Raw genomic sequence first — 13,648 nt, 5'->3', positions numbered from 1 at the left:
AGAACAACTTCCCTATTCCATCTTAACAATAAAAGGGTATGCGGAAAAGTGCAATTCCTATAAATCTTATCATGATATCTCATTGTTTCATAAACCTGACACAAAAAAAGCGGTAAACCTATAATAGGTTTACCGCTTCCTAAAAGCTGAAATTAGCCTTTTAATTTATTACGTAATACCATTTGAAGGATACCACCGTGACGGTAGTAGTCGATTTCGATTTCGGAATCGAAACGAACAAGTACATCAAATTCTTTTACGTTTCCAGCTTCATCAGTAGCTGTAACTTTTACGATATCACGAGGTTTAACAGTTTCGTCGATTTTAACCGCGATAGCTTCTTTACCAGTCAATCCAAGCGTTTCAGCGTTTTCGCCTTCTTTGAATTGAAGTGGAAGAACACCCATTAATGCAAGGTTAGAACGGTGAATACGTTCAAAGCTTTCAGCGATGACTGTTTTGATGCCAAGAAGGTTAGTACCTTTCGCAGCCCAGTCACGAGAGCTTCCCATACCATAGTCTTTACCAGCGATAACTGCAAGACCTGTTCCATCAGCTTTGTATTTCATACAAGCATCATAGATAGCCATTACATCGCCTGTTGGCCAGTAAGTAGTGTAACCACCTTCTGTACCTGGAGCAACTTGGTTACGGATACGGATGTTTGCGAATGTTCCGCGCATCATCGCTTCATGGTTACCACGGCGAGAACCGTAAGAGTTAAAGTCACGCGGTTTCACACCGTTTTCACGAAGATAGATACCAGCTGGTGTATCTTTACCGATTGCACCTGCAGGAGAAATGTGGTCAGTTGTTACTGAGTCACCGAATTTACCAACTACACGCAAGCCGGAAAGTGGGTTAACTGAACCCGGTTCTGGTGATAATCCTTCAAAGAATGGAGGATTTTGAATGTAAGTTGATTTAGAATCGAAAGCATAAATCGCTTCGTTGCTAGTTTGGATTTCGTTCCAACGTTTGTTATCGTTGAATACTGTTTCGTATTCTTTACGGAATAACTCAGGTGTGACTGTTGCTTTAACAGCAGCGTTAACTTCTTCTTGTGATGGCCAGATATCAGCAAGATATACATCGTTACCATCTTTGTCTTTACCAAGAGAATCATTGTTAAGATCAAAGTCCACAGTTCCAGCAAGAGCATAAGCAACAACCAAAGTAGGTGAAGCAAGATAGTTTGCTTTCACAAGTGGGTGAATACGTCCTTCAAAGTTACGGTTACCTGAAAGTACTGATGTTACCAGAAGATCTGCTTCAGAAACAGCTGCTTCGATTTCGTCAGCCAATGGACCTGAGTTACCGATACATGTAGTACAGCCGTATCCAACTACGTTGAATCCCAATTGGTCAAGGTATGGTTGAAGACCTGCATCACGAAGGTAACCAGTAACAACTTTTGAACCTGGTGCCAATGATGTTTTCACATAATCTGGAACAGTCAAACCTTTTTCAACTGCTTTTTTAGCAATAAGACCCGCTCCAAGCATTACATATGGGTTAGAAGTGTTTGTACAGCTCGTGATTGCAGCAATTGCAATCGCACCTGTTTTCATTACCGTTTCTTTACCATCGGCAAATTTAACAGTTACTTCTTTATCCAATTCGGAATTGTCCATGCCAAAACCTTGGTTACCCATAGGTGCATTGATAGCGTCATGGAAAGACTTCTTCATTTGAGAAAGTGGAATCAAATCTTGCGGGCGTTTAGGGCCTGAAAGGTTTGGTTCAATTGCTGAAAGGTCGATTTCCACAACATCATTGTATGCTGGATCTTCGTTTTCAGGAGAGTAGAACAATCCATTTTCTTTGCAGTATGATTCAACCACTTTAATTTGTTTTTCATCACGGCCTGTTAAGCGCATGTAATCGATCGCTTCTGCATCAACAGGGAAGAAACCAACTGTAGCACCGTATTCAGGAGCCATGTTAGCGATTGTTGCACGGTCAGCAAGTGGTAGGTACCCTACTCCTGGGCCGTAGAACTCAACAAATTTACCAACTACGCCGTGTGCACGAAGAACTTGTGTTACTTTCAATGCAAGGTCAGTAGCTGTTGTACCTTTAGGAAGTTGGCCAGTCAGTTTAACACCAACGACTTTTGGAACTGGGAAGTAAGATGGCTGCCCAAGCATGCCTGCTTCTGCTTCGATACCGCCGACACCCCAACCAAGAACACCAATACCGTTGATCATTGTAGTATGTGAATCTGTACCGAAAACAGAATCAGGGAATACTTCGAAGTCTCCGTTTGGAGTTTCAACAGCATGAACCACGTTCGCAAGGTACTCTAGGTTAACTTGGTGAACGATACCAGTTGCCGGTGGAACTGCACGATAGTTGTTGAATGATTTTTGAGCCCAGCTTAGGAACTGGTAACGCTCTGCATTACGTTCGAATTCAAGATCCATATTGGCATCTAGGGAATCCATTGTACCTGCTTTATCAACTTGTACAGAGTGGTCAATTACAAGGTCAACCGGGATTTCCGGGTTGATTTTGTCAGGATCTCCACCAAGTGCTGCGAAAGCATTACGTAAAGAAGCTAAATCAACAACAACTGGAACACCAGTGAAATCTTGTAGGATTACACGTGATGGCTTGAACGGAACATCTATATCTTGTTGCTCGCTTGTTCCCCATTTAGCAAGGTTCGCAACGTGTTCTTTTGTGATTACTCTTCCGTCTACTTGGCGAAGTACCGCTTCAAGTAATACTTTAATGGAATATGGAAGGCGTGATACTTGGCCATCCCCTGCTTTTTCAATAGCGTCTAGGCTGTAGTAGTTGTAGCGTTGCCCATCAATTTCAAAGGACTTACGCGCTTGGTATACGTCATTTTTCGTCATGAATATTACCCCCTATTAAACTGTCAGAACGTATTCTGCACATGAAAGTAAAACCTGGTTCACTGCAACCATGTTTACTATAAATATAAGTAAAAAAGTTAGTTTGTCGAATTTTCTCTCTCTTCTCCCACCCTAACTCTTCCTTCAACTTAATACTAATATAGAAATGAGTATAAGTAAATAACAAGAAAGTTATTGTTTTTGATAAGTTTCTCTTATAGAAAAAAATCCCCCACATATTAAAGTGCATTTAAGAAGCCTTACGGCATGCATTTTCATGAAAATACCGGCCTGATAAATTATTCCAGCAAAACATATTGACACTTCATACATAATCATTCGACATTATCGCATTCTATGGGTGGAGGTGTCGAAATGACAAAACAAAAGGCAAATCATGTTATACCAGGTATGAATGCAGCAAAAGCGCAAGGTAATGGGGCTGGATACAATGATGAACTGGGAAATGAACCGCCATTATCGGAAATGCAAAGACAAAACAATAAAAAAAGAAAGAAAAACCAATGATTCCCCTCATTTCTAGGCTTTAAATAGGATAGGCTTTTTGAAATGGCAGATGTCCTGCATTTTTCAAAAAGCCTATTCCATTCTAAAATCAGGAAACGCACAAGTAAAACGCGCAAAACTCACTAGTAAAGCGCATGGACTCATGACGATACCTGTCACTCAATAGTCCTCAGAATTGACCTCATTGACGATTGCCTGGATATCCTGTTCGAATTTTTTCAATTGTTCTTTTTGATGTTCTGAAGCGGTGACTAAAGCAGATTGTATTTGTTGATAGGCCTCGTTCACTTCCTGCTTCACATGTTTCAATTCCGTTCCGTAATTCGGTGCGTTTTTCTCAATGGATGAGTATACATCAAATACTTGTTGATAACTTTGCTGGGCTTCCTGAAAAGTCCTTCGCTTATCTTGTTTATCCTGCATTTGGATTCAGCTCCTTAAATATAGTGTCCATCCATAGCATGTACGAGGTTTGCAAATATATGTATGTGAATAAAATTTCACGGACTGATTATCTTAAGAGATAGGAGGGATCGAACATGAACAAAAACGATGGTAAAGACATGCGAAAAAATGCTCCTAAAGGAAATAACCCAGGTCAACCAGCACCGTTAAGCGGTTCTCATAAGGTGAAAAACAGGCAGCACTCCCGTCAGAAGCATAATAGCAGTCATGATATGTAAGTTGCTTATATAATCGTTCCATAACAAAGCGGTGCCGCCCCAAAAAGGCAGACACCGCTTTCGTTTTATATTTATGAAGCTAATAAATACATTGGGAAATGTTCGATACCTTCCTATTATAAGGGCATCTTTTTTTGGCACTATTTCACGGGTATAAACGTGAATTGCAAGTCGATGCCATTCCATTTCAGCCCAAATAACGATGATATAACGTTTTTGCTTCTGCAATATCTTTTGTTCCATGAATCAACGCCCGCCCGTCTTTAAAAACGACCAAACGATGGGTTCCAATGGTAAATGAAAGTAAATAAGGATTCCTGTCGATCTTACCACCTTGTGCGATAAGATTATTTTCGAGTTCCGCTAAGTCTCTTTCAACCTTCATTGCCGGCCGAATTTGGACAGAATCCCTTCCACATAAAACGGCGGTCTTTGTTCGATTTGAATAAGAGAGGTGGGGATACGTTCGATTTGACCCACATGACAAACAAGTATCTTTTTTTAATTTCGCTACATTTATGGATGAATGTTCATTTTTCCATAGATCAAATGAAACGATTTTGTTTCTCAGCGATTCGTGATCTTCGACAAGGATTTTTAAAGCTTCCGCCATTTGATGGGCAACGACCGTTTGAACGGCAGGGCTGATGATTCCCGCCGTATCACAAGTCAGTCCTCCAATCGGAACCGTTTCCAGCAAACAATTCAAACACGGGGTCGTCTCTGGGATCACCGTGTAACTTATCCCATAACTCCCTACACAGGCACCGTAAATCCAGGGGATTTTATATTTTTGTGCAGTATCGTTAATTAGCATCCTTGTATCGAAATTATCAGTGGCATCCAATATCAAATCCACGCCTTCAATAAGTATCGCCAATTCATCAACCGAAACATCCGCCACATGTGATTTTACGATTACATCCGAATTTAGCGCATTCAGGCGATTCTTCGCTGCCACTGCTTTCGGTGTTCTTTTTTGTGCATCATCTTCACAATAAAGCTGTTGTCTTTGAAGGTTGCTCCACTCTACATAATCCCTGTCAACAATGGTGAGTTTCCCAATTCCGGCTCGTACCAGTCCTTCCGCAATTCCCGTACCGAGAGCACCCGCTCCAATCACCAAAACGTGTTTTTTGCGAATTTTCATTTGCCCTTCTTCCCCAATAGGCCCAAAAAGTTCTTGACGTGAATAACGCTCATTCATCCAATGCTCAACCCTTCAACTGGGCTGCTTGCAATCGCGTAATCATTTTTTTCGATTCTTCCTGCTTCATACCCCAATCGCCCTGCCTCAATGGCAAGTTTCATTGCTCTTGCCATTTTAACCGGGTCTTTTGCTCCAGAAACAGCAGTGTTAAGTAGTACGCCATCCGCCCCCAATTCCATGGCGATTGCTGCATCAGAGGGTGTTCCGATCCCTGCATCAACAATTACCGGCACCTCTGATTGTTCCATGATGAACCGTAAGTTCAGTGGGTTTATAATGCCTTGACCAGAGCCTATTGGTGAAGCTCCGGGCATGATTGCATGGCACCCCACTTCTTCCAGGCGTTTAGCGAGCAAGACATCATCCGAAGTATAAGGTAATACAGTGAATCCCAGTTTCACTAATTCTTCAGCAGCTTTCAATGTTTCAATCGGGTCAGGCAGCAGTGTTTTTTGACAGCCAATGACTTCAACCTTAATCATGTCACATAAGCCAGATGCCTTTGCTAGATGGGCTATGCGCACTGCCTCTTTGGCTGTTTTAGCTCCTGCCGTATTGGGAAGGAGTGTGTATTTCTCCAAATCAAGCTTTTCCAAAAAATTGGGCTGACTGGCTTCAAAAATGTTCATTCTCCTGACCGCGAATGTTAATATTTCCGTCTCCGAAACCTCTACTGATTGTTTTTGAACATCGAAATTTGGATATTTTCCAGTACCTAATAATAATCTTGAAGAAAATTCATAAGAACCAATCTTTAACATATCATCCGCCTCCTACAAAATGTACAATCTCTACCTTGTCTCCATTTGACAAAAATGTTTCACTTAGACTTTCTTTTGCTAATATTTCATCATTCAATTCAACGATCACTACTTTTTGATGTAGATTAAAGTGTTGCAAAAGCCCTGTAACTGTTGATTCTTCAGCAGGAATCCGTATTTTTTCCCCGTTAATAACCAATTCCAATTCATCCACCTCCATCAAGTAAAAAGGGGCTGTATCGAACGGTCCAATCGAAAAGGTAACCATTCGGGATTTGCCTTCCTTTCCAAAATATCCGCTATAAGTACACCTGTAATTGGAGACAGCAAGATGCCGTTCCTATAGTGCCCCGTTGCAATGAAAAGTCCTTTGCATGCCGGATGTTCACCAAAGTACGGCAAGCCGTCCCCAGTTTGGGGGCGTATACCTGCCCATGTCTTTTCCAATTCGGTTCCTTTAATCGCCGGAAGCAATTGCGTTGCTCTTTCTATTAATGTAGAAATCCCGTCAAGACTTACCTTTTGATCGAAAGTGTTCGCTTTAACCGTTGCCCCGACAATGATTCTTCCGCCAACCTTGGGCACAAGATAGCAGCCATGAGAGAAGATTGTCTTTTCAAGCAATGGACGTTCGCTCAGGACGGAAAAGCACTCTCCCTTTACTGGATAACTGTCGAGTCTTATCCCTGATTTTTCCAGGAGGAAAGCACTCCAAGCGCCACCCGCCACGATGACATTTTCACTTGAAAATACACCTATGTTCGTGACCACTCCCTTTACACATCCGTTTTCAGTAACCAAATCGGAGACATGAACGAATTCCTTTATATCTACACCAAGGGCAGCTGCAGATTCAGTAAAAGCGAGCGACAGCCTAGTCGCTGAAACTTGTCCATCTTTCGGTATGAACATAGCTCCTTTAATCTCATCCGATAAAAGCGGTTCCATTTTCCTTATTTCGGCAGTCGATAGCCAATCTGCCTCAAGTCCCGCATCTTGCTGGACTCTTATCATGTTCTTCAGCTCGGCTGCTTGATCATTCGTCTGCGCCACCTTAAACATGCCCTTGTTCACTAATTCGATGTCTATTCCACTTATGTCTTTTAACTCTTCCGCCAGTTCAGGAAACATCCCCCTGCTTCGGCTTGCCAATGTAAAAAGCGGGTTATCGGCATCTAACTCGGACTGTGCCCCTAACATCCCGGCTGCAGCACTGGATGCTTTACTGGCAAGTCTGTCTTTTTCCAATAAAAGGACCTTTTTACCTCGCTTGGCTAATTGGAAAGCAATGGAACCACCTATTACTCCTCCCCCAACAATTATTGCATCATATATGGAATTCATCTTATGTCTCCTTTCCCAAAGACTTCGCATATTCTTTAACGGCTTCAACCGGATTTTCAGCTTCCAGCACACCTGACATGACAGCAATTCCGCGTGCCCCCGCATCCAGTACCGCTTGGCAATTGAAAGGAGTTATTCCGCCTATCGCAATTAACGGAAGATTCACATTTCTAGTGATTGCATAAAGCTCCTCAACTCCCTTAGGAGGAAGGCCGATTTTTGAAACCGTTTCAAAAACATGTCCATAAATCGCGTAATCGGCCCCTTTGCTGAATGCGGCTTTCGCTTCATCCATGGAATGGATCGAACAGCCAACATTCATCCCTGGAAAAGCTTCTTTTACGATTTCTGCATCTAAACTATGAAAGGCCAATTGCACACCAAATACTTTGTGAACCCAGGCTACATCCACCCGGTCATTAACGATGATCTTAGAAAGCGGGATCTTATTATCATGTAGTAGGGTCACTGCTCGATAAAGTTCCGATGCACTCCTATGCTTTTCCCTTAGATAAAAGTAATCAACATATTCCTCAATCTTTGAAGCGATTTCCACAAACTTTTCAATTGGCTGTTTCCCAGTAGAAATAATATGCAATTCATGTGCATCCATACTAAGAACCCCTAACTAGTAAGTTACAATCTCATAAAAATCAAATGGATACTAACGGGAATTGAATCGATAGATAAAAGCCGGCCAACAGCAGGATGATAAAATACAGAATGAAACCATGGTCCTTTTTTGAAAACCCGAATTCATAATAGTATGTTCGATCCCGAGTGTCTGTAAATCGCTTTGCCTCCATCGCAACCGCGATTCGGTGAGCACGTCTGATGCTTCCGGATAACAACGGGATGGAATAGGCTTTCATTTTTAAATATACCGATTTCATTCCTTTTCCCCTTTCGAAGCCGCGTACCTTCATCGCGTTTCGTATCGTTTGGAACTCCTCCATCATGATGGGAATCAGCCTTAATGCCGCCATGAAACTATAAGCATATTTCGGTTTAAGCCTCACTTGCTGCATTAACGAATAAAACAAGTTCACTGGTCTCGTCGTTAAGGAAAAAGTTAAACCAAGGACTGCAAAGAACAAAGCTCGAAAGCCTACCAGTAATCCCCTCATAAAACTTTCTTCCGTAATCGATATAAGGCCCCACTCAAACCAAAGCGTCTCACCTTGACCGAATAATATCATGGCAGAAGAGGTGGATATAAAAATGAAACAAAAGGGAATCGACAAAAGCAGGATGCGTTTTATCGAGTGCCCGGTAAAAAACAAAAATAACAGTAATACGCCAATGGTGATATTCATCATATAATTCAGATCGTGAATGAATAACGCCACGATGCATAACAAAATCAGCACTCCAAGTTTAAGGCTTGGATTAATTCCATGGAGCCATGTTTCTGCATTTGAAACATTCATCTACATGACACTCCTTTTACCTTTGGTCTCCAATAATCCTTGTTGCGCAATGTTTTCATCACTTATTACGTTTCCGTCCTTAACCGTCCAGATCCTGGTTGCAAAGTTTTTAAAAATATGTTCGTCATGAGTTACCATGATCACTGTTATTCCGCGGCTTCGATATTCCTCGAACCATTCCAGTAATGCAAAGGTATTTTTCGAATCTTGTCCAAAGGTCGGCTCATCCAGGAGAATGATTTTTTTGTCTATTACGATTGAGGCTGCTACGCTTAAGCGCCGCTTCTGACCCATTGATAATTGAAATGGATGTTTATCCCGATGTGCCTCAAGGCGGAACACTTTAAGCAATGAGCGGACTCTCCCATCTATTTCTTGTTGGGGCCTTTTATCAATACGCAATGAATAAGCAATCTCTTCATATACAGTATTTGCAACGAACTGAAACTCAGGATTTTGAAAGACAAACGTCATATGATCCGTTGGATTTTTCACCATTTTAATGGGGTTCCCCAATAATTCATACGTACCTTTCGTTTTTATGAACTGCATCAATGCATGCAAAAGTGTACTCTTCCCCGCGCCATTTTCTCCCCTGATCACAATCCATTCTCCTGAATGGACCTTCAGCCCTTCAACCTTGATTTTTTGCTCTTTATTCCGAAAACCGCTAAATCCTTGCACATCCAGGAGGGGTAAACCATCTGTAAATTGGTGTTCCCTAGTGGGTGCATTCTTCTGTATATATTCATCCCAAACACCAGGGAACCAAATTCCATGTTCTCTCATTTCATTTTTATATAGGGAAAGAATGGTGTCTCTTGGACCATCAGCTATGATTTGACCGTCATCGTTTAAAAGTACGATTCGTTCGATGAATTCTAAAACATGGTCAATTTTATGTTCGACGATAATAACCGTTTTGTCTTTTCCGACTTCCTTCAACAAGTCCCAGATTTCTTTCGTTCCTTCCGGATCAAGCATGGCGGTCGGTTCATCTAAAAATAGCACTTCTGGTTCAAGGGCCAATACCGAAGCGATTGCCAGGCGCTGTTTCATCCCGCCTGATAATGTGTCAATACTTGTATGGTCCAGGTTCAATCCTACTTTACGGAAATGATTTTGAATCTTCTCTTTCATTTCTTCTTTAGGGACGGAAAGATTCTCTAGGACAAAGGCAATCTCCTCATCGGCAAATGGCATGCAAAACTGGCTATCAGGGTCTTGAAAAACATACCCCCATGAAGAAGGGCATTTCAATTTCCCCGCTTTCATCGGAACTTCGATGGAATTCGGAATCAATCCGCTTAACACTTGCAACAGAGTCGACTTACCACATCCTGATGGTCCCAATAATAACACTTTTTCTCCCTGATCAAATGATAGTGACAGGTCCTTGAATATCAAAGATTCATCACCGGGAAATTTCATTCTTAACTTTTCAACAGAAACGATTGGTTCCATGGCCCTCAACCTCTTCTTTTAATCAAGTTCTGCATAATCTTTATTTGAAACCGGACGCACAAGATTAGTTACCCCTGTTGCTTCCAGGACTCTAACTAGATAATAAGCGGTCACACCTGCAAAGAATATGGAACCCACAAACCTCGCTATCATGAATAACGATAGATTCCAAGTAGAAAGAGCACCTATTTCCCCGTATGCAAAATCCATGATAACTGATGCCAGGCAGGAAGCTATCGCAGCTAAAACGGCCACCGGCATATTGAATTTTTTATATTTGAACCCCATGAACACCAGTTCCGCGAACAAACCTTGGACCACACCATATAACAGTACGGTCAGCCCCCATGGCGAACCTAGAAAGAATTCACCGGAAGCTGCAGCTATCTCCGCCAAAAGTGCCACACCCGGTTTGCGTAAAATTAAAAAGGCAACTGGGCCAGCAATAAACCACATTCCATAAATAAGTTGATCCAGATGTAATCCTAATGGTTTAACGGAATAATAAATCGAACCCCAAAGGATATAAACGATTCCAAATGCTACGGCAATCACGATCGTGACTAATATATCCGTTAATTTCAATCCTTTTTTCATTGTTTCATTCTCCTTTTATACTTCTAATGTTTCCTTATGAACGGGCCATGTCTCTAAACGATAAGCCATTTCCCAAAATGAGTATTCATATTGGCTGCTGAGAATAAAATGCTCTTTCATTCTCGCCTTATCTTCTTCAGTTACTTTTTCAGCAATCTCATCCAGCCTCGCAATTTGTTCTTCCACCAAAGTGCGGAACCACTCTCCTCCGTACGCCGCTATCCATTCTTGATAAATCGGCTCTTCGGGCATGCACCCTTGCAGCTTTTCACCTATCTCATAATACAGCCAGTAACACGGCAAGATAGCTGCAATAACATCTCCTAAATGTCCCGAATAAGCCGCACGATACATATGGGAAGTATAAGCATAGGCAGTCGGGGCAGGCTTGAAATTTTCCCGTTCTTCTTTTGTGATGCCTAATCTCTCGGAAAAATTCTCATGAAGCCTCAACTCCGCTTCATATGTTCCTTGTGCATGGCCGGCAAGCCTGCTTGTTGTATGTAAATCTGTAGCTTTGACTGCCCCTAAGGCTTGTACTCTAGCAAAATGAGATAAATAATAGGCATCTTGCATGACATAAAAACGGAAACACTCCAATGGCAATGTGCCATCTCCTATTCCTGCTACAAACGGATGATTAAAACTAGCTTCCCAAATGTGATCAACTTCCTTACGGATTTCCTCAGAAAACTTCATGTCCATTACCTCCAAATTGTATTTTTTCAATGAATGTTACGGAAAAAAACCTTTTATCACCCCTTTTTTTGCAAACAAAAAACCACTTTCTTAAACGTAAAGAAAGTGGTTGTACAAGAAATAATACAGAAACGTATTCTTCCAGACCCCACTTCCCTACGCTGGTATAAACCAGATCAGGTTCTAAGGGTCTTAAAGTCATACTTTAATCTCAGCTTCTGCGGTAAAAATCCATTTTCACCTATAAAGCACCCCTAGTGGTACAAATTGTATATTAAATTTCATTTGCCTTAATATTAACACGATAAATCCAATTGTCAAACGTATTAGAAAAGTTTTCATGAATTAGGGTTACTAAACTTTCAATCTTGCCATCCCCTCATTTCCCGTAGCCTTCAAAGAATTTAATCAAAAGGAGCTCATTTAGTAGTTTACTCGCGAGTTTAGTCGTTTTACTCGTGAATTCAGCTGCTTTACTCGTGAATTTAGCAATCTTACTCGTGAATTTATTGGTTACTCGTAAGTTTTACTGGTATACTCGTGAATTCTACAGTTTTACTCGTGAGTTTGGCCGGTTTACTCGTGAGTTTAGCAATTTTACTCGTAATCTCTTTTATTCTCTAAAAAATGGCCAATATGTCAGGGAATAGTCTGCATGACTATCCGCTGGCATATTGGCCATCTACTAAAAAACAATATTATACATTCGATGTCGCTTTTAGTTTTATATTTCCCTCAAGCTGTAGTTTATCATAGCTTCCATACCTCTCTTTCACGGCGAGTAACGCCAAGGCAGCCATTATGCTCGGAACGGTGAAGGCCATGAATGCATTTTGCGGCGAATAGTTTGCAGCCAATAGCAATCCGATTAATGTTGGGGCAACAATGGCTCCAATTCTACCAAAAGCCAAGGCCCAGCCTATCCCGGTGGTCCTTATTTCCCGCGGATAATATTCGGATATATACGTATTGGCTAAATTCATCGTGCCGACTGTACAGGCTCCTCCAAAAGCGATCAGAATATATAATGCTATTGGATTAGAGCTCAATCCTAATATGACAAAACAGGCCGTACCTATGGCACAGAGGGATACAAGTACTCTTCTATGGCCAATTTTCCCAACTAAGTATCCGCCAATGATCGATCCGCCAATTTGTCCTATTCCAGATATAAGATTGAAAGATAGACTGGATGTAAGGCCGTATCCGGACTGCTGCATGATTTTGGGTAACCATGTATTGAGTCCGTATACCATTAGTAAACAATTAAAGGCAGCTACCCAAAACGCAAATGTGCTAAGCGTACGCTTATTTTCAAAAAGTTTCTTGATTGGAAAGCCCTTTGCCCTTTCTTGGACTTTGGCAAACTCATAATCATCCGACTCTTTATAGTCGCCGTCTGGATCAATGCAATTCAGGATTCCAGCAATCTTTGCTCCTTGTTTTCGAATAACATGATAGGAAAGCGATTCCGGAAATTGCTTCATGAAGAATGGCAGTGCCAGTAAGGGAAGCGCCCCTATCCAATACAAAACCCTCCAACTCAGTTGTTCCATTACAAACATTCCAATTAAAGAAGCAAGTATGCTTCCGATGGAATAACCGCAGTACATAGCGGTTACAATGAGCACCTTATTCTTTTTGGGTGAGTATTCCGCCATTAAGGAGATGACGTTCGGCATTAATCCTCCCATTCCCAAGGCTGCTATAAATCGCATAACCGAGAAAAAGGCAGGATTCGGGGCAAAACTTGAAAGCAATGTAAAAACACTGAATAGACCTATACAAATGGCCAGCACTTTTTTTCTCCCTATTTTATCCGCCAGGGGTGCAAAAATGAGTGCTCCTACCATCATACCGAACAATGAGTAACTTGCTATTCCGCCAGCTTCGACTGGCGTCAAGTTCCATTCCTCCATCATCAAAGGCAAACCTACTCCGTACATGGCTATATCAAATCCATCGAAGGTAATGGCGAACAAACACCACATGAAGACCATTATATGAAAACGGCCAAATCTACTATTACCTACCACTTCCGAAGCATTGACTTCACGCAAAAGATTCC

General features: G+C 41.6%; 14 protein-coding genes and 1 riboswitch. Of the genes, 2 read left to right on the top strand and 12 right to left on the bottom strand.

Going from position 1 to position 13,648, the window contains the following annotated elements:
• Positions 1 to 152: 152 nt before the first annotated feature.
• Positions 153 to 2,864 carry an aconitate hydratase AcnA gene (acnA, locus tag J7I96_RS11060; RefSeq protein WP_214768038.1) on the bottom strand — a complete coding sequence of 904 codons (2,712 nt, stop codon included), beginning with the start codon at positions 2,862 to 2,864 and terminating at the stop codon, positions 153 to 155.
• 375 nt (positions 2,865 to 3,239) lie between these two features.
• On the opposite strand from acnA, the gene sspO reads away from it, so the two are divergent.
• Complete coding sequence (sspO, locus tag J7I96_RS11055; RefSeq protein WP_034312428.1) at positions 3,240 to 3,392, top strand: small acid-soluble spore protein O; 153 nt, start codon at positions 3,240 to 3,242, stop codon at positions 3,390 to 3,392.
• A gap of 159 nt (positions 3,393 to 3,551) precedes the next feature.
• Here sspO and J7I96_RS11050 read toward each other — a convergent pair whose 3' ends face one another.
• Positions 3,552 to 3,815, bottom strand: coding sequence for a hypothetical protein (locus J7I96_RS11050; RefSeq protein WP_063593346.1), 264 nt, complete (start codon positions 3,813 to 3,815; stop codon positions 3,552 to 3,554).
• 116 nt (positions 3,816 to 3,931) lie between these two features.
• Here J7I96_RS11050 and J7I96_RS11045 point away from each other — a divergent pair, with 116 nt between their 5' ends.
• A complete protein-coding gene (locus J7I96_RS11045) occupies positions 3,932 to 4,075 on the top strand; it encodes a small acid-soluble spore protein P (RefSeq protein WP_063576391.1) in 144 nt (47 codons plus the stop codon).
• A gap of 187 nt (positions 4,076 to 4,262) precedes the next feature.
• Here the strand turns inward: J7I96_RS11045 and J7I96_RS11040 are convergent, their stop codons facing one another.
• The 10 genes from J7I96_RS11040 to J7I96_RS10995 all read right to left on the bottom strand — a co-directional run bounded on the left by J7I96_RS11040 (position 4,263) and on the right by J7I96_RS10995 (position 13,640).
• Positions 4,263 to 5,282: a thiazole biosynthesis adenylyltransferase ThiF gene (locus J7I96_RS11040; RefSeq protein ID WP_214768036.1), complete on the bottom strand. Its 1,020-nt coding sequence runs from the start codon at positions 5,280 to 5,282 to the stop codon at positions 4,263 to 4,265.
• A complete protein-coding gene (locus J7I96_RS11035) occupies positions 5,279 to 6,046 on the bottom strand; it encodes a thiazole synthase (RefSeq protein ID WP_214768035.1) in 768 nt (255 codons plus the stop codon). The genes J7I96_RS11040 and J7I96_RS11035 overlap by 4 nt, the downstream gene beginning before the upstream one ends.
• A 1-nt stretch (position 6,047) precedes the next feature.
• Positions 6,048 to 6,251 carry a sulfur carrier protein ThiS gene (thiS, locus tag J7I96_RS11030; protein ID WP_214768034.1) on the bottom strand — a complete coding sequence of 68 codons (204 nt, stop codon included), beginning with the start codon at positions 6,249 to 6,251 and terminating at the stop codon, positions 6,048 to 6,050.
• A 14-nt stretch (positions 6,252 to 6,265) separates the two neighbouring features.
• Positions 6,266 to 7,390 carry a glycine oxidase ThiO gene (gene thiO, locus J7I96_RS11025; protein ID WP_214923831.1) on the bottom strand — a complete coding sequence of 375 codons (1,125 nt, stop codon included), beginning with the start codon at positions 7,388 to 7,390 and terminating at the stop codon, positions 6,266 to 6,268.
• Between the two features lies 1 nt (position 7,391).
• Positions 7,392 to 8,003 carry a thiazole tautomerase TenI gene (tenI, locus tag J7I96_RS11020; RefSeq protein ID WP_214768032.1) on the bottom strand — a complete coding sequence of 204 codons (612 nt, stop codon included), beginning with the start codon at positions 8,001 to 8,003 and terminating at the stop codon, positions 7,392 to 7,394.
• Between the two features lie 40 nt (positions 8,004 to 8,043).
• Positions 8,044 to 8,820, bottom strand: a complete 777-nt coding sequence (locus J7I96_RS11015; protein ID WP_214768031.1) for an energy-coupling factor transporter transmembrane component T family protein — start codon at positions 8,818 to 8,820, stop codon at positions 8,044 to 8,046.
• Positions 8,821 to 10,284: an ABC transporter ATP-binding protein gene (locus J7I96_RS11010; protein WP_214768030.1), complete on the bottom strand. Its 1,464-nt coding sequence runs from the start codon at positions 10,282 to 10,284 to the stop codon at positions 8,821 to 8,823.
• 18 nt (positions 10,285 to 10,302) lie between these two features.
• On the bottom strand, positions 10,303 to 10,881 hold the full coding sequence (locus tag J7I96_RS11005; RefSeq protein WP_214768029.1) for an ECF transporter S component: 579 nt from the start codon (positions 10,879 to 10,881) through the stop codon (positions 10,303 to 10,305).
• 15 nt (positions 10,882 to 10,896) lie between these two features.
• Entirely contained in the window at positions 10,897 to 11,580 is a 684-nt protein-coding gene (gene tenA, locus J7I96_RS11000; protein ID WP_098185327.1) for a thiaminase II, read from the bottom strand.
• A 136-nt stretch (positions 11,581 to 11,716) separates the two neighbouring features.
• Positions 11,717 to 11,846, bottom strand: a riboswitch (TPP riboswitch).
• Between the two features lie 432 nt (positions 11,847 to 12,278).
• Entirely contained in the window at positions 12,279 to 13,640 is a 1,362-nt protein-coding gene (locus J7I96_RS10995) for an MFS transporter (protein ID WP_251025037.1), read from the bottom strand.
• Positions 13,641 to 13,648 lie beyond the last annotated feature (8 nt).

Origin of the sequence: Bacillus sp. ISL-78 (assembly GCF_018613455.1) — a bacterium.
Classification (GTDB): domain Bacteria; phylum Bacillota; class Bacilli; order Bacillales; family DSM-1321; genus Peribacillus; species Peribacillus frigoritolerans.
Note: the sequence above shows the minus strand (reverse complement) of the source record. Positions and strands in the feature narration are given on the sequence as shown.

What these genes read in the sequence shown, in the direction of transcription:
- J7I96_RS11005 (WP_214768029.1), bottom strand. Translation starts at nt 10,881, where the DNA reads ATGAAAAAAGGATTGAAATTAACGGATATATTAGTCACGATCGTGATT.
- J7I96_RS11050 (WP_063593346.1), bottom strand. Translation starts at nt 3,815, where the DNA reads ATGCAGGATAAACAAGATAAGCGAAGGACTTTTCAGGAAGCCCAGCAA.
- J7I96_RS11045 (WP_063576391.1), top strand. Translation starts at nt 3,932, where the DNA reads ATGAACAAAAACGATGGTAAAGACATGCGAAAAAATGCTCCTAAAGGA.
- sspO (WP_034312428.1), top strand. Translation starts at nt 3,240, where the DNA reads ATGACAAAACAAAAGGCAAATCATGTTATACCAGGTATGAATGCAGCA.
- J7I96_RS11040 (WP_214768036.1), bottom strand. Translation starts at nt 5,282, where the DNA reads ATGAATGAGCGTTATTCACGTCAAGAACTTTTTGGGCCTATTGGGGAA.
- tenA (WP_098185327.1), bottom strand. Translation starts at nt 11,580, where the DNA reads ATGAAGTTTTCTGAGGAAATCCGTAAGGAAGTTGATCACATTTGGGAA.
- tenI (WP_214768032.1), bottom strand. Translation starts at nt 8,003, where the DNA reads ATGGATGCACATGAATTGCATATTATTTCTACTGGGAAACAGCCAATT.
- J7I96_RS11015 (WP_214768031.1), bottom strand. Translation starts at nt 8,820, where the DNA reads ATGAATGTTTCAAATGCAGAAACATGGCTCCATGGAATTAATCCAAGC.
- thiO (WP_214923831.1), bottom strand. Translation starts at nt 7,390, where the DNA reads ATGAATTCCATATATGATGCAATAATTGTTGGGGGAGGAGTAATAGGT.
- J7I96_RS11010 (WP_214768030.1), bottom strand. Translation starts at nt 10,284, where the DNA reads ATGGAACCAATCGTTTCTGTTGAAAAGTTAAGAATGAAATTTCCCGGT.
- J7I96_RS11035 (WP_214768035.1), bottom strand. Translation starts at nt 6,046, where the DNA reads ATGTTAAAGATTGGTTCTTATGAATTTTCTTCAAGATTATTATTAGGT.
- acnA (WP_214768038.1), bottom strand. Translation starts at nt 2,864, where the DNA reads ATGACGAAAAATGACGTATACCAAGCGCGTAAGTCCTTTGAAATTGAT.